Genomic DNA, 22514 nt, shown 5'->3' with positions numbered 1-22514 from the left:
AATGGACGACACCGATATCCTGATCGCAGGCGGCGGCATCGCCGGGCTGACGCTGGCCGCCCGGCTGGCGGCGGCGGGCCGGCAGGTCACCGTGATCGACCCTGCCGCGCCGCCCGACCGCGACACCGCGCCCGAGGCCGACCTGCGCTCGACCGCCTTCCTGCAGCCTGCCCGCCGCCTGCTAGAACACTGCGGGCTGTGGGACCGACTGGCGCCGCGGTCCACCCCGCTCGACGCGCTGCGCATCATCGACACGGCCGGCTGGCCACCCGAGATCCGCGCCGAACGCACCTTCCGCCCCGAACCGGACGGCGACGAGCCTGCCCCCGCCTTCGGTTGGAACCTGCCGAACTGGCTGACCCGATACCAGATTGGCGCGGCCCTGGCCGACCGCGCGGGGGTGACGCTGCGCTGGGGCGCCGGGTTGTCCGCCCTGCTGACGCGCGAGCGTGAGGCGCTGGCGACGCTGTCCGACGGCACCCGCCTGCGCGCCCGGCTGGTGATCGGCGCCGATGGCCGGGCCTCGCGCGTGGCCGAGGCCGCGGGCATCGCCATGCGCACCACCCGCTACGGCCAGAAGGCATTGGCCTTCGCGGTGTCGCACGACCTGGCGCACGGGCAGATCTCGACCGAGGTCTATAACAGCGGCGGCGCCTGCACGACGGTGCCGCTGCCGGATCACGCGGGCCGCGCCGCCTCGGCCATCGTCTGGATGGAGGACGGCGCCCGCGCGCAGGAGCTTGCCGCGCTCGCGCCCGAGGCGCTGGGAGCCGAGCTGGATCGGCGCAGCTGTCACATCCTGGGCCGCGCGCACCCCGAGACCGAGGTGCGCGTCTGGCCCGTCATAACCCAGCGTGCGCGGCAGCTGACCGCGCGGCGCGTGGCGCTGGTGGCCGAGGCCGCGCATGTCCTGCCGCCGATCGGTGCCCAGGGGCTCAACACCTCGCTCGCTGACGTGGCAATGCTGGCCCATGCGCTGGACGAGGTCGAGGATCCCGGCGATCCCCGGGCGCTGGCCCGTTATGCCCATGCGCGCGAAAGGGATATCGCCGCCCGGGCCACGGCCATCAACCTGTTCAACCGGGTCTGCCGCAGCGACGCGGCGCCCGTCCAAGCGCTCCGCAGCCTCGGGCTGCGCGGGGCGCACGACCTGATCCCCCTGCGGCGGCGTCTGATCTCTGCCGGACTGGGCCCCGACCCTGAGTGAGGGGTCGCGAAGCGGCGACGGGCTGCCCCACGGGGGGCGCGGGCCTCGCCCGACAGGGCCGCGGGCGGCAGCGCGCTGCCTGCGGGCCTGCCCCGCATCGGGTCGCCCGACGTCAGAGCGGGCCGGGCAACCGCTCTTCGCTCAACAGCACGTTGGCCTCGATATCGCCGAGACCCGGCAGGGTCATCAGGCGGCGGCGCAGGACCCGCTCGAAATCGGCAAGGTCGCGCGCCGTGATACGCAGCCGGTAATCGTAGCGCCCCAGCACGTGATCCACCGCCTGCACCTCGGGGATGGCCGAGATCGCGCGTTCGAACTCTTCCAGGCTCACACGGCTTTTCGTGGCAAGCTTCACGCCCAGAAACACCGTCACCCCCAGCCCCAGCGCGGGCAGGTCCAGATCGGCGCGCCACCCGGCGAGGATGCCGGCCTCTTCCATCCGCCGGATGCGCCGCCACGTCGCGGGCTGGCTGAGCCCCAGCTGGCGCCCCAGCGCCCCCGCCGACACGGTCGCATCGCGCTGCAACGCCTGCGCGATGGCGCGGTCAGTGTCGTCAAGCTCGGTCATATCGGCAGCCCCGGGTCGGTCTTGATCGTGGCGATGCGCATCAGCGCCTCGATCTCGGCGATATGCGGCAGGGCGAGGATGCGGGCGCGGTAGATCTGCTGCCAGTGCGCCATGTCCCGGGCGATCACCGACAGGCGCACATCGACACGGCCCAGGAACGTCTGGATCTCTGTCACCTCGGGCACCTTGCGCGCCGCGGCGGTGAAGGCGTCGAAGGCACCGGGGTCGGTCTTGTCCAGCGTGATGCGCAGCGACACCTCGACCGCATAGCCGAGCGCGCGCCAGTCGATCACCCGGTGAACCCCGCGCAGGATGCCCGCGGCTTTCAGTTTCTCAAGCCGGCGCGCGGCCACAGGCGCACTGACCCCGGCCCGCGCCGCCAGCGCCGCGGTGGTCAGCGACGGGTCGGCCTGTAGCTGGCGCAGAAGGCGGCGGTCTTGGTCGTCGAGCATGATTATATCGTTATTCCCCGGTTCAAAGAATGACAATGCGCATATGCGCTGTCAGAAACCGCGTAACCCTGTCTCGCCTAAGCGTGCGCCTGCCCCTATGGTGCCGGCGAGAGATATCCAAGGAGGGACGAACATGCGCGTCTATTACGATCGCGACTGCGACATCAATCTGATCAAGGACAAGAAGGTCGCGATTCTGGGCTACGGCAGCCAGGGTCACGCCCATGCGCTGAACCTGCGGGATTCGGGCGCCAAGAACCTTGTCGTCGCGCTACGCGAGGGCTCGCCCTCGGCCGCCAAGGCCGAAGCCGAGGGCCTGAAGGTCATGGGCATCGCCGAGGCCGCCGCCTGGTGCGACCTGATGATGTTCACCATGCCCGACGAGCTGCAGGGCGACACCTACCGCAAGTACGTCCACGACAACCTGCGCGAAGGCGCGGCGATCGCCTTTGCCCACGGCCTGAACGTGCATTTCGGCCTGATCGAGCCCAAGCCCGGCGTCGACGTCATCATGATGGCGCCCAAGGGCCCCGGCCACACCGTGCGTGGCGAATACGTCAAGGGCGGCGGCGTGCCCTGCCTGGTCGCGGTGCACAACGACGCCTCGGGCCGCGCGATGGAGCTGGGCCTGTCCTATTGCTCGGCCATCGGCGGCGGCCGGTCGGGCATCATCGAAACGACGTTCCGCCAGGAATGCGAAACCGACCTCTTCGGCGAACAGGCCGTGCTGTGCGGCGGCCTGGTCGAGCTGATACGCATGGGCTTTGAAACGCTGGTCGAGGCCGGGTACGAGCCCGAGATGGCCTATTTCGAGTGCCTGCACGAGGTGAAGCTGATCGTGGACCTGATCTACGAAGGCGGCATCGCAAACATGAACTACTCGATCTCGAACACCGCCGAGTACGGCGAGTATGTCTCGGGCCCCCGCGTCCTGCCCTATGACGAGACCAAGGCGCGGATGAAGGCGGTTCTGACCGACATCCAGAACGGCAAGTTCGTGCGCGACTTCATGGCCGAGAACGCCGTGGGTCAGCCGAGCTTCAAGGCGACGCGTCGCCTGAACGACGAGCACCAGATCGAGAAGGTGGGCGAGAAACTGCGCGACATGATGCCGTGGATCTCGGCCGGCCGCATGGTGGACAAGGCCAAGAACTGATCCCGCGATCCGGGACTGCCATTCGGAACAGGGGCCCGTCGCATCGCGGCGGGCCCTTTTTCGTGGGTCCTGCAATATGCGGAACGCCGTGTCGGGTGTCGCGTGATGGGGGGAGTGAGTGGGGAAGACGTCCGGGGTCATTGCCCCGGGTCGACATCAGGCCTGGGGGTGTGAAATGGGACCGCGGCCCGATCTAAATGCATGACGCATGCATTCTCTTCCGGTCCCTCCCTTGTCGACCCACGGCAGCCGCCCTATCCCCCATGGGATGACCAGCACCGCATCCCCCGGCGCCGTGGGCGCCCCCGGCCAGCCCACCGCCCTGAACTGGGTGTCAGTGATCGTCCTAGGCGTGATCTGGGGCGGGACCTTCACGGTCATGCGCGTCGCGCTGGACGGCTATGGCCCGATCACCGTGGCGGCGGCCCGGGCGAGCCTTGGGGCTGTCGCCCTTCTTGCGCTGGTGTTCGCGATGCGGCGGCCGTGGCCCGCGCCTGCCCCCCGCACGGTGCTGTACCTCGTGGTCAACGGGCTGGTGTCGGTCGCGCTTCCCTTCATGCTGCTGTCATGGGGTCAGCAGTTCGTGCCTTCGGCCTTTGCCGGGCTTTCGCTGGCGGCAGTACCGCTGTTCGTGCTGCCGCTGGCACATTTCTTCACCGACGACACGCTTAGCCTGCGACAGGTCCTGGGGGTGCTGATCGGGTTCAGCGGCCCCATCGTGCTGATCGGGCCGGGGCTGATCTCGGCCGGGGCCGAGGGGCATGTCATGGCGCAGGTGGCGTGTTTCTCGGCGGCGGTCTTCTATGCGACCGCATCGATCGTGACCCGCCGCTGCCCGCCGGTCGACCCCATCGTGATGGCCGCGATCACGCTGTGCGTGGGCGCGGTGGTGCTGGTGCCCGCGATGCTGGCGATCGAGGGCGTGCCGCACTGGGCAGGCGCCGCTCCGGGGGTCGCCATCGTGGCGCTGGGGCTGTTGCCCACGGCCTTTGCGGTGCTGTTGCGCGTGGTGACGATCCGGTCGGCCGGGCCGGTCTTCATGACCCTCGTCAGCTACCAGGTGCCGATCTGGGCGATGATCTTCGGCGTCATGTTCCTGGGCGAGGCGCTGCCGTGGCGGTTCTTCGCGGCGCTTCTTCTGATCATCGCCGGGCTGTTGGTCAGCCAGGCCCGCGCGCTCCACCGCCTTTTCTTTGGGTGAGGCGCGCCCGGAAAACCGTCCGGTAGACGGTTTTCAGCGCCGAACGGGCGGAGCCCCGGGCCGAAGGCAGGCGCCCCCGGAAAACCGTCCGGTGGACGGTTTTCCGGGGGCGAACGGGCGAAGCCACGGGCCGCAGGCAAGCGCGTCCGTAAGACGGTCGGTATCCGTCCGCTGAACATGCGCACCCCATGCCACAACGAAAAAAGGCCGCGCCCCCGGGGGGCGCGGCCTTGGATACCTGCGGCGGAACCGGATCAGTTCTGCGCGTAGTATTCGATGACGAGGTTGGGCTCCATCTGCACCGGGTAGGGCACGTCGCCCAGGCCGGGGGTGCGCACGAAGGTGCAGGTCATCTTCGAGTGGTCGACGTCGAGGTAGTCGGGCACGTCCCGCTCGGGCAGTTGCACGGCTTCGAGCACCTGCACCAGCTGCTTGGACTTCTGACGGACCTCGATCACATCACCTTCCTGCACGCGGTAGGAGGGGATGTTGACGCGCTTGCCGTTCACCGTGACATGGCCGTGGTTCACGAACTGGCGCGCGGCAAAGACGGTCGGCACGAACTTGGCGCGGTAGACGACGGCGTCGAGACGACGCTCGAGCAGGCCGATGAGCAGCTCGCCCGTGTCACCGCGCACCCGCTCGGCTTCGGTGAAGATGCGGCGGAACTGCTTTTCGGTCAGGTCGCCGTAGTAGCCCTTGAGCTTCTGCTTGGCGCGCAGCTGCAGACCGAAGTCCGACATCTTGCCCTTGCGGCGCTGGCCGTGCTGGCCGGGGCCGTATTCGCGGCGGTTCACCGGGGACTTCGGGCGGCCCCAGATGTTTTCGCCCATGCGGCGGTCGATCTTGTACTTGGCAGAGGTGCGTTTGGTCACCGTCTGATCTCCTTCTCTACGTGTCGCCGCGCGAACGCGGCTTTCGGAAGGGCGTTGTCCTGCTGCACTTACCCAAGGGGGCGATGCCCCGAGGCGGCCGACAGGCATCCCCTTGCGGGGGCCACCAACACCAATTGACGCAACCGCGGTCCCCGGGCGGGGTCGACGGCACGAGCGGCGCTTATACGCGGCGGCGGGGCGGAGTCAACGGGTCGCCCGCATCCACCAACCCCGCATCCCCCATCCCCGCGACCGGCGCGCCCCTGCACAGGATGGCTGGTGGCTTTGGTCGCGGGGCGCCCGCGGGGCCATGGGAACGGCCTGCGCGGGCCCGTACGCTGTCGCCGTCCGCCTTGCTCTCTCCGGGCCCCGTCGGGTGTCACCACGACCGTCCGCGGGGGGGATGGGTGCGCCTTGAACCGGATCCCGACCGGAAAGGCACCCGGCCGGGCTGCGGCGCCGCTGGCCACCCCAGGCAGTCCACACCGCGGCGCGACGCCCGGCCGCGCTGCGCCCCCTGCCCGGCCCACCTGCGACAATTGGCAACCGCGAGCCGACATTGCCGGGGCGGGCCGACAGACCTACCTGCGGTGTCAGATCCGGGATTTTGCAAGGGGCCGCCGCATGGATGTTACCGCATTGGATCTCGCGCGGTTCCAGTTCGCCTTCACCGTCGCCTTCCACATCGTGTTTCCCGCCTTTTCGATCGGGCTGGCGAGCTTTCTCGCCGTTCTGAACGGGCTGCATCTCTTTACCGGGCGCGAGGTCTTTCTGCGCGTCTTCAACTTTTGGAAGGTGATCTTTGCCATCGCCTTCGGGATGGGCGTGGTTTCGGGGCTGGTCATGTCCTACCAGTTCGGCACCAATTGGTCGGTCTTCTCGGACAAGACCGGGCCGGTTCTGGGGCCGCTCATGGCCTACGAGGTGCTGTCGGCCTTCTTCCTCGAGGCCGGGTTCCTGGGCGTGATGCTGTTCGGGCGCCACCGGGTGGGACCCAAGCTGCATTTCGTCGCGACGCTGATGGTGGCGGTCGGCACGCTGATGTCGGCCACCTGGATCCTGTCGGTCAATTCCTGGATGCAGACGCCCGCGGGCTACGCGATGAACGACGTCGGCCAGTTCGTGCCCGAGGACTGGTGGGCGATCGTCTTCAACCCCTCCTTCCCCTATCGCCTCGTGCACATGGTGTTGGCCGCCTACCTGACGACCGCGCTGGTCGTGGGGGCCACCGGGGCGCTGCACCTTGGCCGCAACTCGCAGAACGCGGCGGCGCGGGTGATGTTCTCGATGGCGATGTGGATGCTGCTGGTCACCGCGCCGCTGCAGATCCTGGCCGGGGACGAGCACGGGCTCAACACCCTCGAACACCAGCCGCAGAAGGTCATGGCGATGGAGGGGCACTATGACAGCCACCCCGACGGCGCGCCGCTGATCCTGTTCGGCATCCCGAACCCCGAGGAAAAGCGCATCGACTACGCGCTTGAGATCCCGAAACTCTCGAGCCTTATCCTCAAGCACGACCTGAACGCCCCCCTGCCCGGGCTCGATACCATCGACGACGCCGACGAGCCGCCGGTCCAGATCGTGTTCTGGTCGTTCCGGGTGATGGTCGCGCTTGGCTTCGCGATGCTGGGTCTGGGCGCCTTTGGCGTGATCCAGCGGATGCGCGGGCGCCTTTACGAGTCGCCCTGGCTGCGGCGGGCGGCGCTGGCGATGGGGCCGATGGGCTTCGTCGCCGTGCTCGCGGGGTGGATCACCACCGAGGTCGGCCGCCAGCCCTTTACCGTCTACGGGCTTCTGCGCACCGCCGACAGCGCCTCACCGATCGAGATGCCGGCGGTCGCCGCCTCGCTCCTTGGCTTCATCGTCATCTACTTCTTCGTCTTCGGAGCGGGCACCTTCTATATCCTGCGGCTGATGGGTCGGGCGCCCGAAACCGCCAAGGGCCGGATCACCGACGGCCCGATCCGCACCGCGGGGATCACCCCCGCGGCGGGGATGGACAGCGACAGCCACGACCCCGACGACGAAGATGCCACCCCGCAGGGCGCCCCGGTCCGCGGCCACGAGAAGGACGACTGACATGGACGGCAACGGCTTCGAGATCCTCGCCTTCGTCTGGGCCGGCCTGATCGCCTTCGCGGTGCTGGCCTACGTGGTGCTGGACGGCTTCGACCTTGGCATCGGCATCCTGTTCCCCTTCCTTGAAAAGGGTGGCGAGCGGGACCTGGCGATGAACACCGTGGCGCCCATCTGGGACGGCAACGAGACGTGGCTGGTGCTGGGCGGCGGCGGGCTTTTCGCCGTGTTCCCCTTGGCCTATGCGGTGGTGATGCCGGCCCTCTACGTGCCGATCCTTGCGATGCTGGCGGGGCTGATCTTTCGTGGCGTGGCCTTTGAATACCGGTGGCGCGCGGGTGAAGGCCAGTGGTTCTGGGACTGGGCCTTTACGCTGGGTTCGGGCCTCGCGGCGCTGATGCAGGGCATCGCCCTCGGCGCGCTGGTGCAGGGGATCGAGATGGATGGCCGCGCCTATGGCGGCGGCCGCTGGGACTGGCTGACGCCGTTCACGATCCTGACCGGCGTGTCGGTGCTGGTGGGCTATACCCTGCTGGGCGCCTGCTGGCTGATCATGAAGACCGAGGGCCCGGTGCGCGACCTGGCGATGCGGGCCGCGCGCCTGACCGGCATCGCGACGCTGGTCCTGATCGGCGCGGTCAGCCTGGCCACCCCGTTCCTGCACCCCGTCTACCTGGGCCGCTGGTTTTCGTGGAGCCCGTCCGTCGCCTTTACCCTGATCGTGCCGCTTCTGGTCGCGGCGGCGGCGTGGATGCTGTTCACCGCGCTGACACAGGGGCGCGACGCCATGCCCTTCATCGCGGCGCTGGGGCTGTTCGTGCTGGGCTACGCGGGCGTCGGCGTCAGCTTCTACCCCTATATAGTGCCGCACGACCTGACGATCTGGCAGGCGGCGGCCCCGAAGGAAAGCCTGGCCTTCACGCTGGTCGGCGCGGCGGTTCTGATCCCGATGATCCTGATCTACACCGGCTACGCCTACTGGGTGTTCCGCGGCAAGGTGAACCCCGACGAGGGCTATCACTGATGTGGCGCAAGCTGGGATGGTTCGCCCTGATCTGGGTGCTGAGCGTCGCGGCCCTCGGTCTTGTCGCCATGGCCCTGCGCGCCGTCATCAGCTGACCCGCCCGGCGCCCGTTGCCGCGGCGCACGTCGTCGCCCGACAGCAATCGGGTCGCGGTGGGCGGCACGGATCCTGCCCGTCGATGATGCAGTCACGGTCGGAGCCCACCCCGTCGGGTCGCCACATCTCCGCGCGATGTCGGTTGAGGCTGTCGTGCGGTGTCTTAGCAGGATGCACCGGGCCGTGCCCCCCGATGGAAGGGCGCGCCGAAGCTGGCAACCCAAGGTCTGCACGAGAGGACAGCAGACACGACAAGGGCGCCCCGGATCGCCGGGACGCCCTTGTAGCTACGGGGACTCGACAGCGCCGATCGCCGAACCAGCCGACAGAATGGCCAGCTGCGTCAACTGCCCCGCGCCGCCGTCAGACCCGGCCCTTCCACGGCACCAGCCACTTTTCGCCCTGCCGCATCAGGATATCGATCAGGTAGCCGATCACCCCGATCAGGATGATCCCCATGATGACGATATCGGTCAGCTGGAATTTCGAGGCGACCATGATCATCATGCCCGCCCCCTTTTCAGCGGCGACCAGTTCGGCGGCGACGACGGTGCCCCAGCAGACGCCCATCGCCACCCGCGCCCCGGTGAAGATTTCGGGCAGCGAGTTCGGGATGATCACGTGCCGCAGCACCTGCCATTTCGAGGCGCCCAGCGAAAACGCCGCGTGCACCTTCGACACCGCCACCCCCGACACGCCCGAGCGGGCCGAGATCGTCATGATCCAGAGCGCGGCCAGGAACAGCAGGATGATCTTGCCGACCTCGCCGATCCCCGCCCAGATGATGACGAGCGGGATCAGCGCCAAGGGCGGCACCGGGCGCATGAACTCGACGATCGGGTCGAACCAGCCGCGGAACCAGTTCGACAGGCCCATGGCATAGCCCAGCGGGATGCCCACCAGCGCACCGCAGAGGAAGCCGAGGATCACCCGGAAGAGCGACCAGAAAAGATGCTCCCACAGCGTCGAGTTCTGATAGCCGTCCTGCGCGATCTCGATCAGCCGGCCCACCACCGCCTCGGGCGCGGGGAGCCAGATCGGCTCCATCTGCCAGCCCGAGTCGGGGATGAAGTTGGGCGTGCCCTTGCCCGACAGCGTGACCTTGCCGTGCGCGACCTTGACCGACCCGCCGGGCGAGATCGGCTCGCCGTCGATCGCCACGACCTGCGGCCGCTCTTCGGCGTCGTCATTGCGGTCGACCCGGATCAGCGACGACCGCCACGCGGTCACCGCCAGCCCGTCGTCATGCGCCCAGCCGTCGCCCGCGGCGGGTTCGGGCGCATCGGCCTGCTCGCCCTCGGGCGGGTTGACGACGACATGCACGGTCGCGTCGTCGCGTGCGCCATCCGCGCGCTCGGCGGTATAGGTGAACTGCGTCTCGCCCACGAAGGGCCCCGGCGCGTGCACGGGCACCCAGTTCGACCCGGTGAACGCCCCCCAGATCACGAAGATCGTCAGCACCGACAGGATCGAGGCCACGCGGTTCGGCCGCACCGCGCTTTCGTCGCCGAAGGTGACGGTCTTGAGCGAGGTGTAATCATGTCGCGCCGCGACCAGCCGCGTGGCCCCGCGCACGACGAGAAAGGCGATCACGAAGATCGCGACGTAAATCAGAAGAATGGTCATGCGGTCACTGCCTCGGGACGGCGCTGCGCGCGCGTGTCTTGTCTGTCATGGGTACGGGCATCGGATCGGGCATCGGGCCGGGTGGACCGGCGGGCGGCGCGCGATCCCGGGCTGTCGGTCCCGGACGCCCCCGCGGCGGGCTTCGCGAGGGGGGCGGCGGCTGGGGGAACCGGGCTCATGCGGCGTCCTCGGCGCGGCCCATGATCTCTTCCTCCATCTCCCAGATCATGCTCAGCACCTCTTCGCGGGTGCGGGTGTATTCGGGGTCCTTCTTCACCTCGCGCAGGTCGGCGTTCACGCCGTTGTCGGCAAAGGGGAGACGGTATTCGCGGTGGATCCGCCCCGGCCGCGGCGCCATCACCAGAAGCCTTTCGCCCAGCAGCAGCGCCTCTTCGACCGAGTGGGTGATCAGGATCACCGTCTTGCCCGTCTCTTTCCAGAGCTTCAGCACGAGCCCCTGCATCTTTTCGCGCGTCAGCGCGTCGAGCGCGCCCAGCGGTTCGTCCATCAGGATGACGTCGGGGTCATTGGCCAGGCAACGTGCCAGCGCCACGCGCTGCTGCATGCCGCCGGACAGCTCGTAAACCGCCTTTTCCTTGAAATCGCGCAGGCCGACCACCTCGAGCAGGTGATCGACGACCTCGGCCTTCTCCTTTTTCGGCATGCCCTTCATCCGCGGGCCGAACCCCACGTTTTCACGCACGTTCATCCATTCGAAAAGCGCCCCCTGCTGGAACACCATGCCGCGCTCGGGGCCCGGGCCGCGCACGACCTCGTCGCCCAGAAGCACCTGACCCTCGGTCGGCGCCAGGAACCCCGCCACGATGTTGAGAAGCGTGGTCTTGCCGCAGCCCGACGGGCCGAGGACGCTCATCAACTCGCCCTGCTGCAGATCGAGCGAGACGTTCTGCAACGCCTGGACCGAGGAGCCGTTGGGCAGGTCGAAGCGCATCGAGACGTCATCGATTTTGAGGCTGGTCATGGAATTCCCGGAACTTGCTCTGATCTTGCCTCGCCCGTCCCGCGGGGAGGGGCGGCCGCGGCGCGCCGGCACGCGCGCCGCGGCATCTCATTCTACGGCGCCGCGGATCCGCGGCACCGGCCGGGGATTACATGCCCTCGACCTGCTCCAGCGGGCCGGTGTTGACCGCGTCATCGTAGCTGTCGCGCACCGCCCCGATCGAGCCTGCGTCCAGGAACACCTCGGCCACGCCGCCCATGAAGGTCTGCGCGTTGCCGCCCAGCCACTTGTCGGAAAGCTGCTCTTCGACGCCGGGGAAGACCATGGTCGAAATCGCGGCCTCGGCGGCGTCCAGTTCCATCCCGCCGTCCTCGGCGATGACCTCGATCATCTCGTCATGGTTCTCGCCCGCGTTCCACATCTCGTTGGCGTCCGCCGTGACTTTCAGGAACTGCGCCACCAGGTCGGGGTTCTCGGCGACGAAATCGGCGGGGGCCGAGATCACGTCGAAGACAAGGATGCCCAGCTCTTCCTTCTCGGCGCCGGTCAGCAGCACGTTGCCATGCTCCTTCATCCGGGTCAGGCCGCCGCCGTAGCCGCAGGCCATGTCGACCGCGCCCTGCGCCAGGGCCGCCGCGCCTTCGGGCGGCGCCATGTCGACCACGTTCAGCGACGCGACATCGACGCCGAAGTGCTTCATCTGTTCAAGAAACCCGTAATGCGCGGCGGTGCCCAGCGGCACGGCGACCTTCGCGCCCTCAAGCTCGCCGGCCGACTCCTTGTCGATTTCAAGCTGGCTCGACACGACGCAGTTGTCGTTTTCCGAATAGCTGACCGCGACGGCCACGGCCTGCAGGTCCTGCCCGGCGCTTGCCGCGACGACGAAGGGCGGCACGCCCTGGCTGACGGCAAGCTGGACGTCGCCCGAGGCCATCGCCGCCGACATCGCGGTGCCGGTGTCGAAGCTGACCCAGTTGATGTCGACGTCCATCTCGTCGGCATAGGTGCCCATTGCCTTGGCATACTGGAACGGCATCGGCCATTCGAGGAAATAGGCCACGGTGATCTCGTCGGTCTGCGCCTGCGCCATGCCGGTCGAAAGCGCGGCGACCCCGGCCGCGGCCAGCATCGTCTTTCCGAATGTCATCTGTCGTGTCTCCCTGGTGTCTCTTTCGTTCTCGGTCCCGATCGCGGATGCCGGGCTTTCGTCCGACAGGCAGGGACCCGTCCACGACCGCGTGGACAAACGCCACGCGGACCGGGATGCAACCCCGCCGCCGTTGTCGGAAAGCAAACCCGCAGGCCCCCCGCCCGTCAATCGTCTTGCTCCGCTCAAAATACAGGCGCACCGCACGATTTCCAGTGCGGATGCAAAAAACCCGGGCCTAAGGCACACGAAATTTCAATGACTTGCCCGGCATAGCTGAATGATCGGCGCCCCGCTCGCGCTGTTCTGGCACCATCCATGCAAGGCATCTGGCCCTATCAGGGTGCCGAATGCATAGGCAAAGCTTCCCCAACGCCTGGCCCTTCGGACGCTGCATTTTCGACGTGTCCGAAGACCAAAGCGCCCTTGCCCCCGCGCCGGCCGAACCGTCCGCTCCGGGGGTCGTCCCGAAGCTTTTCCGAAAGGGTGCGCCCCATGACCCTCCCCTTCCACGTCAATGATCCGCGCGACGTCATCGAAGCCGACCGCGCCCATGTCTGGCACCACATGGTGCAGCACAAGCCGTTCGAAACGGTGGATCCCCGCATCATCACCGAAGGCCGCGGCATCCGCGTCTGGGACATCTCGGGGCGCGAATACATCGACGCGGTGTCCGGCGGGGTCTGGACCGTCAACGTGGGCTACGGGCGCGAAAGCATCGCCGACGCGGTGCGCGATCAGCTGGTCAAGCTGAACTTCTTCTCCTCCTCCACGGGCTCGATCCCCGCGGCGCAGTTCGCCGAGAAGCTGATCGCCAGGATGCCGGGGATGAGCCGGGTGTTCTACGCCTCGTCGGGCAGCGAGGCGAACGAGAACGCCTACAAGATGATCCGCCAGATCGCCGAAAAGCGCCATGGCGGGCGCAAGCACAAGATCCTGTACCGCGCGCGGGACTACCACGGCACCACGCTGGGGGCGCTGTCCTCCTGCGGTCAGGAGGAGCGCAAGGCTCAGTACGGCCCCTTCGCGCCGGGCTTCGTCGAGGTGCCGCATTGCAACGAATACCATGCCGCCGAACAGGGCTGGGGCGCGCTGTCGGGCGAGGCCTATGGCCGTCGTGCCGCCGACGCCATCGAAGAGGTGATCCTGCGCGAGGGCCCCGAGACGGTGGGAGGCCTGGTTCTGGAACCCGTAACCGCAGGGGGCGGGGTCATCACGCCGCCCCCGGGCTACTGGCCGCGGGTCCAGGAGATCTGCCGCAAGTACGACGTCCTTCTGCATATCGACGAGGTCGTCTGCGGGCTGGGCCGCACGGGCGAATGGTTCGGCTACCAGCACTACGGGATCGAGCCGGATTTCGTGACGATGGCCAAGGGCGTCGCCTCGGGCTACGCGGCGATATCGGTCTGCGTGACGACCGAGCGGGTGTTCGAGATGTTCAAGGACGACGCGACGGACCCGCTGAACTACTACCGCTCGATCTCGACCTTCGCGGGCTGCACCGCGGGCCCGGCGGCCGCGCTCGAGAACATGCGTATCATCGAGGACGAAGGACTTCTGGAGAACTGCAGGGCCCGCGGTGCGCAGCTGATGGCCGGGCTCGAGCGCCTTAAGGAAAGGCACGCCTGCGTGGGCGACGTCCGCGGGCTGGGCCTGTTCTGCGGGGCCGAGCTGGTCACCGACCGTGCCAGCCGCAGCCCCCTGCCCGAGCTGCAGGTACAGGCCGTGGTAGCCGACTGCATGGCCAACGGCGTGATCATCGGCGCCACCAATCGGTCGCTTCCTGGGCGGAACAATACGCTCTGCCTCAGCCCCGCCCTTATCGTCACCGCGGACGAGATCGACCGCATCGTCGACACCATCGACGCCGCGCTGGCCCGGGTGCTGTCAAGTTGAGGCGCTGACGCGCCACGCCGTTTGCTTAAAAGGGCCGCGCGGGGCGCGGCTGTCGCCTCCGGCGGGAGTATTTCAGAAGAAGAGAAGCCGAAGCCCCTTGTTTCTCTTCTTCGTGAAATACTCCGCGGGGGTCCGGGGGCGCGAAGCCCCCGGTCCATCGGCCGACGCGAGGCAGAGGTCGGACTTGACTTCCCCGCCCTCGGGGTCCACTTCCCTTCGTGAAGATGACGCCGCCCCTGCCGCGTGAGCAGTTGGACGAGATCAATCGTCCCACCCGGGCCGTCACCTGACATGAGTTTCCCGACATCACGCATTGGGGCCCGCGTTTGCATGCCGCGCCCCGCGGCATCCGCGCACCCATTTCCGGATCGGCATCGCGCCTGGTCCGCATCGCCACGTGTCACAGAGGCGCGTGGAAAGGACATTTTATGGACTTCGACATGCTGGGCCTTCAGCCCGCACTGACCACCGCCCTTGCCCGCCAGGGCATCACCGATCCCTCGCCGATCCAGACGAAGGCGATTCCCCATGCGATGCAGGGCCGCGATGTCATGGGGCTTGCCCAGACCGGGTCGGGCAAGACGCTTGCCTTCGGCCTGCCCATCCTTGAAGCGCTGCTGGCCGAACCCGAGAAGGCCGCGCCCAAGACCGTGCGCGGCCTCGTCCTTGCCCCCACGCGCGAACTGGCCCGCCAGATCACCGAAAGCCTGGGCGCCCTGGCCGAGGGCACGGGGCTGCGCATCGGCCTCGTGGTCGGCGGCGTGTCTCCGCGCGGGCAGGCCCAGCGCCTGGCCCGCGGGACCGACATCCTGGTCGCGACCCCGGGGCGGCTGATCGACCACCTCGACAACAAGGCGGTGCGGCTTGACGCCACGCGGTTCCTCGTCCTCGACGAGGCCGACCAGATGCTCGACCTGGGCTTCATCCATGCGCTGCGCCGGATTGCGCCGCTTTTGCCCAAGGACCGGCAGACCATGCTGTTTTCGGCCACCATGCCGAAACAGATGGAGGAGCTGTCGCGCGCCTACCTGACCTCGCCCGTCCGGGTCGAGGTCGCACCTCCGGGCCAGGTTGCCGACCGGATCGAGCAGGAGGTCCACTTCGTCGAGAAGTCCGACAAGCCCAAGCTTCTGGCCAAGCTGCTCGACACCCACCGCGACGAGCTTGCGCTGGTGTTCTCGCGCACCAAGCACGGGGCCGAGCGGCTGATGAAGGGGCTCGTGGCGCAGGGTTTCGCCGCTGCCTCGATCCACGGCAACAAGAGCCAGGGCCAGCGCGACCGTGCGCTGAACGGCTTCCGCTCGGGCGAGATCCGGGTGCTTGTCGCCACCGATGTGGCCGCGCGCGGCATCGACATCCCCGAGATCCGGCATGTCTACAACTTCGACCTGCCGAACGTGGCTGAAACCTACGTGCACCGCATCGGGCGCACCGCCCGGGCCGGCGCCAGCGGCCGGGCCGTCGCATTCTGCGATGCCGAGGAGATGGGCGACCTGCGCGCCATCGAAAAGCAGGTGAAGATGGAGCTGGACGTCGCCGGCGGCACGCCATGGCCCGACACCGGACGCAGCTCGGGCGGCGGACGCGGCAAGCCCTCGGGCAAGTCGGGCGGTCGCGGCAACCGCGGTGGCGGCAACGGCGGTGGACGCCCGGCCAGGGGGGCCAAGCCCGCCTCGGACGCGCCCGCCAAGCGGCGCCCGCGGCGGCGCAAGCCCGCGGCCCGGTCCGCCGGCTGAGTCCGCCCCGGCCGGACGCGGCCTGATACACCCCAAGCGCCCGGTGATCCGGGCGCTTGCTTGACCACCGGCAGACAACCGGACCCGGTCAGCCCCGCGTCGCGGATCGGACCGGCAGGAAACCCTAGGCCTCTCCCACAAAGACGAAAAACGCGGGCAGCTCTCTGCGACGCGGTCGCCTGGGCGCTCTGCTGGTGCAGGCCTGCTCCGGGGCCCGGCGTTATCGTCCTATCAGCTGCGCCGGCGGCGCCCCCATGGCACTGCCGGAAAATCCGGCAGCTCGGGGCGCTGTGGCCTCAGAGCGGGCGCGCAGACCGCCGGCCTGCCTTGCATCCGGTGCCTGCAGGTTTCTACAGTCGGGACAACGGGCGCGCCCGTCCTGTTGCCTGACCGCCCAATCCCTGGACCCCCGCCCCGATGCCGATCCCTGCCGAAGCCTTCGCCCTGAGCCCCGGCGACACCGGCACGCTGCAATCCCAGATCCAGCGGCAGGTGGCCGAGGGGATCCTGTCGGGACGCTTCCGCCGGGGCGAGAAGCTGCCATCGTCCCGCGGGCTGGCCGCCCATCTGGGCATCAGCCGCATTACCGTGACGCTGGCCTATACCGAGCTTCTGGCCGACGACTACCTGACGGCGCGGGGGCGCTCGGGCTACTACGTCTCGGACGGCGCGCCGCATCCCTCGGGCATCCTGCCGCGGACGCGCCAAGACCGGGTGGACTGGAACCGGGCCCTCGCGCGCCGGTTCTCCGACAGTGCCGCGCTGCGCAAGCCCCCCGATTGGCGCAGCTATCGCTACCCGTTCCTTTACGGCCAGGCCGACCCCGCGCTCTTCGACCATGCCAACTGGCGGCTCTGCGCGGTACGGGCGCTGGGGACGCGAGATTTCGGCGCACTGACCTCGGACGCCGTCGATGGCGACGACGCGATGCTGGTCGACTACCTGTCGCACCGCCTGCTGCCCCGCCGCGGCATCCGCGCAGACCCCGACGAGATCCTGATAACCATGGGCGCGCAGAACGCGCTGTGGCTGACGTCCGAGGTTCTCCTGAACGCCCGGCGCACCGCGGTGATCGAGGAGCCGGGCTACCCGGGCCTGCGCGACATCCTCGGCCAGTCGCGCTGCACCGTGCTGCCCGTGCCGGTCGACGACCGCGGCCTCGATGCCGAGGCGATACCCGAGGGCGTGCACACCGTCTTCGTCACGCCCAGCCATCACTGCCCCACCGGGATCACCATGCCGCGAGACCGGCGCGAGACGCTGCTGGCCCGCGCGGCGTCCGAGGATTTCCTGATCGTCGAGGACGACTACGAGTTCGAGATGTCCTTTGCCGCCGCTCCCCTGCCCGCGCTCAAGGCGCTGGATACCGAGGGGCGGGTGATCCATGTCGGCTCGTTCTCGAAATCGCTCTTCCCGGGGCTGCGGCTTGGATACCTCGTCGGGTCGGCCGCCTTCATCCGCGAGGCGCGGGCGCTGCGGCTGGCGGTGCTGCGCCATCCGCCGGGGCACGTGCAACGAACGGCGGCTCATTTCCTGTCACTCGGCCATCACGACGCGATGGTGCGCCGGGTCTCGAGGGCCTTGCACGATCGCCGCCGCGTGCTGGAACAGGCAATCGCTGCGCATGGCCTGACCCGGGCGGGTGGCGGCGGAGCCTATGGCGGATCGTCCCTGTGGATGCGCGCCCCGGGCCGCGACACCGAAGAGGCGGCGATGCGGCTGCGCAGCGCGGGCGTGCTGATCGAACCGGGCGGGGCCTTCTTTTCCGGGGCCCGGCCGCCGCGCGATCACTACCGGCTGGCCTATTCCTCGATCTCCGCCGACCGCATTCCCGAGGGCGTGGCCCGCATCGCCGCCGCGCTGGCCTAGGCGGGGGTCCGAGGGCGACCGAGACCTGGTAGGCTCTGCACGCTCTGGCTGGCTCCGCCCGGGGCACGGGCAGGAGCGCTGGGGCACGTCGCCTCACGGCATAAACTGGTCTTATCCCGCGGGCATGGCTGGCCCTATCCGAGGACGCGGCGCGCGCCTACCTTCGCCCCGCCACAGCAAGGAGACCGGCATCATGCGCATGACCACCGAAGAAGCTTTCGTGAAAGTGCTGCAACGGCACGGGATCGCGCATGCCTTCGGGATCATCGGGTCGGCGATGATGCCGATTTCGGATCTCTTTCCCGCGGCCGGCATCCGCTTCTGGGACTGCGCGCATGAGAACAACGCGGGCATGATGGCCGACGGCTATACCCGCGCGACCGGCAAGATGTCGATGATGGTGGCCCAGAATGGCCCCGGCATCACCAACTTCGTTACCGCGGTGAAGACCGCCTACTGGAACCACACGCCGCTTTTGCTGGTCACGCCGCAGGCCGCCAACAAGACCATCGGTCAGGGCGGGTTCCAGGAAGTCGAGCAGATGAAGCTGTTCGAGGACATGGTCGCCTACCAAGAAGAGGTACGCGACCCGTCGCGCATCGCCGAGGTGCTGAACCGCGTGATCCAGAAGGCGAAACGTGCCTCGGCCCCCGCGCAGATCAACGTGCCGCGCGATTTCTGGACGCAGGTGATCGACATCGACCTGCCCGCCATCGTCGAGTTCGAGCGTCCCGCGGGCGGCGCCGACGCGCTGGCACGGGCGGCCGAGCTTCTGGGTAGCGCCAAGTTCCCCGTGATCCTGAACGGCGCGGGCGTGGTGCTGTCGGGCGCGATCCCGTCGGTGGCCGAGCTGGCCGAGGCGCTGGATGCCCCGGTCTGCTGCGGCTACCAGCACAACGACGCCTTCCCGGGCTCGCATCCGCTGTCGGTGGGCCCGCTGGGCTATAACGGGTCGAAGGCGGCGATGGAGCTGATCGCGCGCGCCGACGTGGTGCTGGCGCTGGGCACGCGGCTCAACCCCTTTTCGACCCTGCCGGGCTATGGCATCGACTACTGGCCGAAGGACGCGAAGGTCATTCAGGTCGACCTCAACCCCGACCGCATCGGCCTGACTAAGGCCGTGACGGTGGGGATCGTGGGCGATGCGAAGCAGGTCGCGCAGTCGATCCGCGACGCCCTGCCCGAGGGGGTGGGCGACCGCAGCCGCCGCGACCTGATCGCCGAGACGAAATCGCGCTGGGCGCAAGAGCTGACCAGCCTCGACCACGAGGACGACGACGAGGGCACGACCTGGAACGAACGCGCCCGCGACCGCGACCCCGAGCGGATGAGCCCGCGCCAGGCCTGGCGCGCGATCACCGCCGCCCTGCCCGCCGAAGCGATCATCTCGACCGACATCGGCAACAACTGCGCCATCGGCAACGCCTACCCCACCTTCGAGGCGGGGCGGAAGTATCTTGCCCCCGGCCTCTTCGGCCCCTGCGGCTACGGCTTTCCGGCGATCCTGGGCGCCAAGATCGGCTGCCCCGACACGCCCGTCGTGGGCTTCGCGGGCGACGGGGCCTTCGGCATCTCGATGAACGAGATGACGGCCTGCGGACGCGACGACTGGCCGGGGATCACCATGGTGGTCTTCCGCAACTACCAGTGGGGCGCGGAGAAGCGGAACACGACGCTGTGGTTCGACGACAACTTCGTGGGCACGGAACTCGACACCGGCGTGTCCTACGCCGCGATCGCCCGGGCCTGCGGGCTGGAAGGCGTGCAGGCGACCACGATGGATGACCTGACGCAGGCGCTGCACCGCGCGATCGAGCTGCAGAAAGAGGGCCGGACCACCTTCATCGAGGTCATCCTGAACCAGGAACTGGGCGAACCCTTCCGCCGTGACGCGATGAAGAAGCCCGAGCGCGTGGCCGGGATCTCGGCCGCGGATATGGCGGGGTGAAACCGCCCGCCACGCGCAGCGGGGTGCCCGGCTCTGCGCGCCCGCGGTCGGCGTGTGGCCCCCGGGTCGCGCAGGCACCTTGCTGCGCGTCGGCCCGGCGCCCCACGGTCACGTCCCGGCCCACGAACCTGCGCCGCGGCGCCGTCAGTCCGGGGCGAAGCCGCGCCACATCCCGCCCCCTGACTGCGCTGCCCCCCGATGCACCCTCCGCATTCCCGCCATCGCCGCGGTGCATGCCCGCGCTGCGGCAGGCGCGGCAGAGGGGCGCACGGGCCAGTGGGCAAGGGGTTTGCCGGCTGTCGGCGGACGCAGCGCGGGCGTGCGGCACGACAGCCGCGGTCGCCACGCAAGGGGCGGGAGACGTTGACCTTTTCCCGCTTCCGCGTCCATCTCGGACGGGTATCTACCACCTCCGGGAGACTGCCATGACCCGCCCCGCCTTTCCCTTCCTGTCGCCCGTCGAGCCTGCCTGCCCGCCGGGGCTTCTGTCGCGGGCGCAGACCCTGCCGCCGCCGCGGGTGGCGGTCGTCAACGCGGGCGCCGTGAACCCGATGCAGGGCATCCGCGAAGCAGCCGAGCTGGGGTTGGCCGAACCGATCCTGATCGGCGATCCCGCCAAGATCCGCGCCATCGCCGACGAGATCGGCTGGGACCTGCAGGACCTGCGCATCGAAGAGGCGCCGATGGAGGCCGCAGCCCCCCGCGCCGCCGCTCTGGCCCGCGCGGGCGAGGCCGATGCGATCATGAAGGGACAGATCCACACATCGACCTTTCTCAAGGGTCTTCTGCCCAGCGCTGCCGGGCTTCGCGCGCCGGGGGCCCGCTGCGGTCACATCTTCCACATCACAGCGCCCGGGGCCGAGCGTCCGCTGCTACTGACCGACGCGGCCCTGAACGTCGACCCCGATATCGAGACGCGGCAGGCCTGCCTGGCCCACGCCGTCGCGCTGTCGCGCCAGCTGGGCACCGACCGTCCCCGCGCCGCGATCCTCAGCGCCACCGAAGACCCTATCGCGTCGCTTCCGAACTCGGTCGAGGCGGTCGAGATCGCGGCCTGGGCGCAGACCGCCCTCCCCGGCGCCGATGTCGCCGGGCCGATGGCGCTGGACCTGGCGTTTTCGCGGCAGGCTGCACTGGACAAGGGGTACGACAGTCCCGTCGCGGGGGATGCCGACATCCTGCTGACGCCCAACATCACCACCGGCAACGCGGTGTTCAAACTGATGGTGCTGGGGATGGGCTGCTGCGCCGCCGGGATCGTGCTGGGGGCCCGGGTGCCGATCCTGCTGACCAGCCGATCGCAGAAGGCCGGCGCGCGGATCGCCACCGCCGCGCTGGGCGCCATCGCCGCAACCGCAGGCAGCGACGCGACCGATGCGCTGACCGGAGGCGGTCCCCTGACCGCTGCCGGACGAGACGCGGGTCAGGACTTCGGCCAGAACTTGGCCCGGAGCGCGCGGCGATGAGCGGGCGCATACTGGTCGTCAACGCGGGATCCTCCTCGGTCAAGGTCGAGCTTTTCGGACCCGACCTCGTGCCCGAGCTGTCAGGCAGCGTGACCGAGATCGGCGGTTCCGGGCAGCTGGTGCTGGGCCAGGCGCGACGGCCCGTCAGCGCGCCCGACCACGCGGCCGCGCTGGGGCTGCTGCTGGCCGACCTCTCGGACCGGGGATGCGGCCCGGGCGATCTGGACGCGGCTGGGCACCGCGTCGTCCATGGCGGGGCTGAGCTGACCGCCCCCTGCCGGATCGACGCGGAGGTCATGGCCGGGATCGAGGCCTGCATCCCGCTGGCGCCGCTGCACAACCCGCACAACCTGTCCGCCATCCGGGCACTGGCCGCCGCGGCGCCAGGACTTCCGCAATGCGCGAGCTTCGATACCGCCTTTCACGCGACCAACCCCGAGGTCGCGACCACCTACGCCCTGCCCGAGCCGGCGCGCGCCCTGGGCCTGCGCCGCTACGGCTTTCACGGGCTGAGCTACGCGGGGTTGGTCGAGGCCCTGGATCCCCTGCCCGACCGGCTTCTGGCGCTGCACCTTGGCAACGGCGCCTCGCTCTGCGCGATTCGCGACGGCCGGTCGGTCGCCACCAGCATGGGGTATTCGCCGCTTTCGGGCACCACCATGGGCACCCGCACAGGCGAAATCGACGGCAACGCCGTGCTGCGGCTGGTCGAGGTCTTCGGGCAGGACGAGGCGGCCCGGCTGCTGAACCGGGAGAGCGGCTTGCGCGGTCTGGCCGGGGCGTCCGACATGGCCGCGCTGCTGGCACGCGACGACGCCGCGGCGCGGTTCGCGGTGGACCATTTCTGCTACTGGGCGGTGCGGCAGGCCGGCAGCCTGATCGCCGCGATGGAGGGGCTGGACGCCATCGCCTTCACCGGCGGAATCGGCGAGAACGCGGACACCGTGCGGGATCGCATCGTCGCGGGCCTGCGTTGGGCCGGAGAGGTGCCGGTGCATGTCGTCCCCGCCGACGAGGAAGGACGGATCGCACGGGATACCGCGCGGGTCCTGGCGGCGTGATGCAGGGCCGGAGGGAGGCGCGCTTGGCCGGCCTTGGAGCCTCCGGCGGGAGTATTTCGGGAAGAGAAGAAACGCAGGGCGCGCAAGGGGGTAGGGCATGGGCGCAATGTGATGCGCCGGGGGTTGCTCTTTGCCGACGGGGCGGA

Annotated in this window: 18 protein-coding genes; 12 read left to right on the top strand and 6 right to left on the bottom strand. The window is 69.1% G+C overall.

Annotated elements, in window-relative coordinates:
- Window position 1 precedes the first annotated feature (1 nt).
- Window positions 2-1207: an FAD-dependent monooxygenase gene (locus EKE94_RS07435; protein WP_127905957.1), complete on the top strand. Its 1206-nt coding sequence runs from the start codon at window positions 2-4 to the stop codon at window positions 1205-1207.
- Window positions 1208-1319: 112 nt separating this feature from the next.
- On the opposite strand, the gene EKE94_RS07430 is transcribed toward EKE94_RS07435, so the two are convergent.
- Window positions 1320-1775: an Lrp/AsnC family transcriptional regulator gene (locus EKE94_RS07430; RefSeq protein ID WP_127905956.1), complete on the bottom strand. Its 456-nt coding sequence runs from the start codon at window positions 1773-1775 to the stop codon at window positions 1320-1322.
- The gene (locus EKE94_RS07425; protein ID WP_127905955.1) at window positions 1772-2227 is read right to left on the bottom strand and encodes an Lrp/AsnC family transcriptional regulator; all 456 of its coding nucleotides are present in this window, start codon (window positions 2225-2227) and stop codon (window positions 1772-1774) included. Before EKE94_RS07425 ends, EKE94_RS07430 begins: the two co-directional genes overlap by 4 nt.
- A gap of 133 nt (window positions 2228-2360) precedes the next feature.
- Between EKE94_RS07425 and ilvC the strand changes: the two genes are divergently transcribed.
- Entirely contained in the window at window positions 2361-3383 is a 1023-nt protein-coding gene (ilvC, locus tag EKE94_RS07420) for a ketol-acid reductoisomerase (RefSeq protein WP_127905954.1), read from the top strand.
- 268 nt (window positions 3384-3651) lie between these two features.
- Window positions 3652-4584 carry a DMT family transporter gene (locus tag EKE94_RS07415; protein WP_127905953.1) on the top strand — a complete coding sequence of 311 codons (933 nt, stop codon included), beginning with the start codon at window positions 3652-3654 and terminating at the stop codon, window positions 4582-4584.
- A 254-nt stretch (window positions 4585-4838) separates the two neighbouring features.
- Here the strand turns inward: EKE94_RS07415 and rpsD are convergent, their stop codons facing one another.
- Window positions 4839-5459: a 30S ribosomal protein S4 gene (gene rpsD / locus EKE94_RS07410; protein ID WP_127905952.1), complete on the bottom strand. Its 621-nt coding sequence runs from the start codon at window positions 5457-5459 to the stop codon at window positions 4839-4841.
- Window positions 5460-6083: 624 nt separating this feature from the next.
- On the opposite strand from rpsD, the gene EKE94_RS07405 reads away from it, so the two are divergent.
- From EKE94_RS07405 to EKE94_RS07395, 3 genes are read left to right on the top strand one after another with little or no spacing between them, the layout of a single operon-like run.
- On the top strand, window positions 6084-7541 hold the full coding sequence (locus EKE94_RS07405) for a cytochrome ubiquinol oxidase subunit I (protein WP_127905951.1): 1458 nt from the start codon (window positions 6084-6086) through the stop codon (window positions 7539-7541).
- A gap of 1 nt (window position 7542) precedes the next feature.
- Window positions 7543-8562, top strand: coding sequence for a cytochrome d ubiquinol oxidase subunit II (gene cydB, locus EKE94_RS07400; RefSeq protein WP_127905950.1), 1020 nt, complete (start codon window positions 7543-7545; stop codon window positions 8560-8562).
- Window positions 8562-8657 (top strand): DUF2474 family protein, encoded by a 96-nt coding sequence (locus EKE94_RS07395; protein WP_127905949.1) that lies wholly within the window; start codon window positions 8562-8564, stop codon window positions 8655-8657. The genes cydB and EKE94_RS07395 overlap by 1 nt, the downstream gene beginning before the upstream one ends.
- Before the next feature lie 364 nt (window positions 8658-9021).
- On the opposite strand, the gene EKE94_RS07390 is transcribed toward EKE94_RS07395, so the two are convergent.
- From EKE94_RS07390 to EKE94_RS07380, 3 genes are all read right to left on the bottom strand, one after another.
- The gene (locus EKE94_RS07390) at window positions 9022-10284 is read right to left on the bottom strand and encodes an ABC transporter permease (protein WP_127905948.1); all 1263 of its coding nucleotides are present in this window, start codon (window positions 10282-10284) and stop codon (window positions 9022-9024) included.
- A 175-nt stretch (window positions 10285-10459) separates the two neighbouring features.
- Complete coding sequence (locus tag EKE94_RS07385; protein ID WP_127905947.1) at window positions 10460-11266, bottom strand: taurine ABC transporter ATP-binding protein; 807 nt, start codon at window positions 11264-11266, stop codon at window positions 10460-10462.
- Window positions 11267-11393: 127 nt separating this feature from the next.
- The gene (locus tag EKE94_RS07380; protein ID WP_127905946.1) at window positions 11394-12392 is read right to left on the bottom strand and encodes a taurine ABC transporter substrate-binding protein; all 999 of its coding nucleotides are present in this window, start codon (window positions 12390-12392) and stop codon (window positions 11394-11396) included.
- Between the two features lie 495 nt (window positions 12393-12887).
- Here EKE94_RS07380 and EKE94_RS07375 point away from each other — a divergent pair, with 495 nt between their 5' ends.
- The 6 genes from EKE94_RS07375 (at window position 12888) to EKE94_RS07350 (ending at window position 22368) form a co-directional block, all read left to right on the top strand.
- On the top strand, window positions 12888-14288 hold the full coding sequence (locus tag EKE94_RS07375) for an aminotransferase family protein (protein ID WP_127905945.1): 1401 nt from the start codon (window positions 12888-12890) through the stop codon (window positions 14286-14288).
- 428 nt (window positions 14289-14716) lie between these two features.
- Window positions 14717-16024, top strand: coding sequence for a DEAD/DEAH box helicase (locus EKE94_RS07370; RefSeq protein WP_127905944.1), 1308 nt, complete (start codon window positions 14717-14719; stop codon window positions 16022-16024).
- Window positions 16025-16441: 417 nt separating this feature from the next.
- A complete protein-coding gene (gene pdxR / locus EKE94_RS07365) occupies window positions 16442-17893 on the top strand; it encodes a MocR-like pyridoxine biosynthesis transcription factor PdxR (RefSeq protein WP_127905943.1) in 1452 nt (483 codons plus the stop codon).
- Between the two features lie 193 nt (window positions 17894-18086).
- Entirely contained in the window at window positions 18087-19841 is a 1755-nt protein-coding gene (gene xsc, locus EKE94_RS07360) for a sulfoacetaldehyde acetyltransferase (protein ID WP_127905942.1), read from the top strand.
- Between the two features lie 425 nt (window positions 19842-20266).
- Complete coding sequence (locus tag EKE94_RS07355; RefSeq protein WP_127905941.1) at window positions 20267-21307, top strand: phosphate acyltransferase; 1041 nt, start codon at window positions 20267-20269, stop codon at window positions 21305-21307.
- Complete coding sequence (locus EKE94_RS07350; RefSeq protein WP_127905940.1) at window positions 21304-22368, top strand: acetate/propionate family kinase; 1065 nt, start codon at window positions 21304-21306, stop codon at window positions 22366-22368. Before EKE94_RS07355 ends, EKE94_RS07350 begins: the two co-directional genes overlap by 4 nt.
- The last annotated feature ends 146 nt before the right edge of the window (window positions 22369-22514 follow it).

Source organism: Mesobaculum littorinae (assembly GCF_004011175.1).
Taxonomy (GTDB): Bacteria; Pseudomonadota; Alphaproteobacteria; order Rhodobacterales; family Rhodobacteraceae; genus Tranquillimonas; species Tranquillimonas littorinae.
The sequence above is the reverse complement of the archived record's forward strand: the minus strand, read 5'-3'. Positions and strand labels throughout refer to the sequence as shown.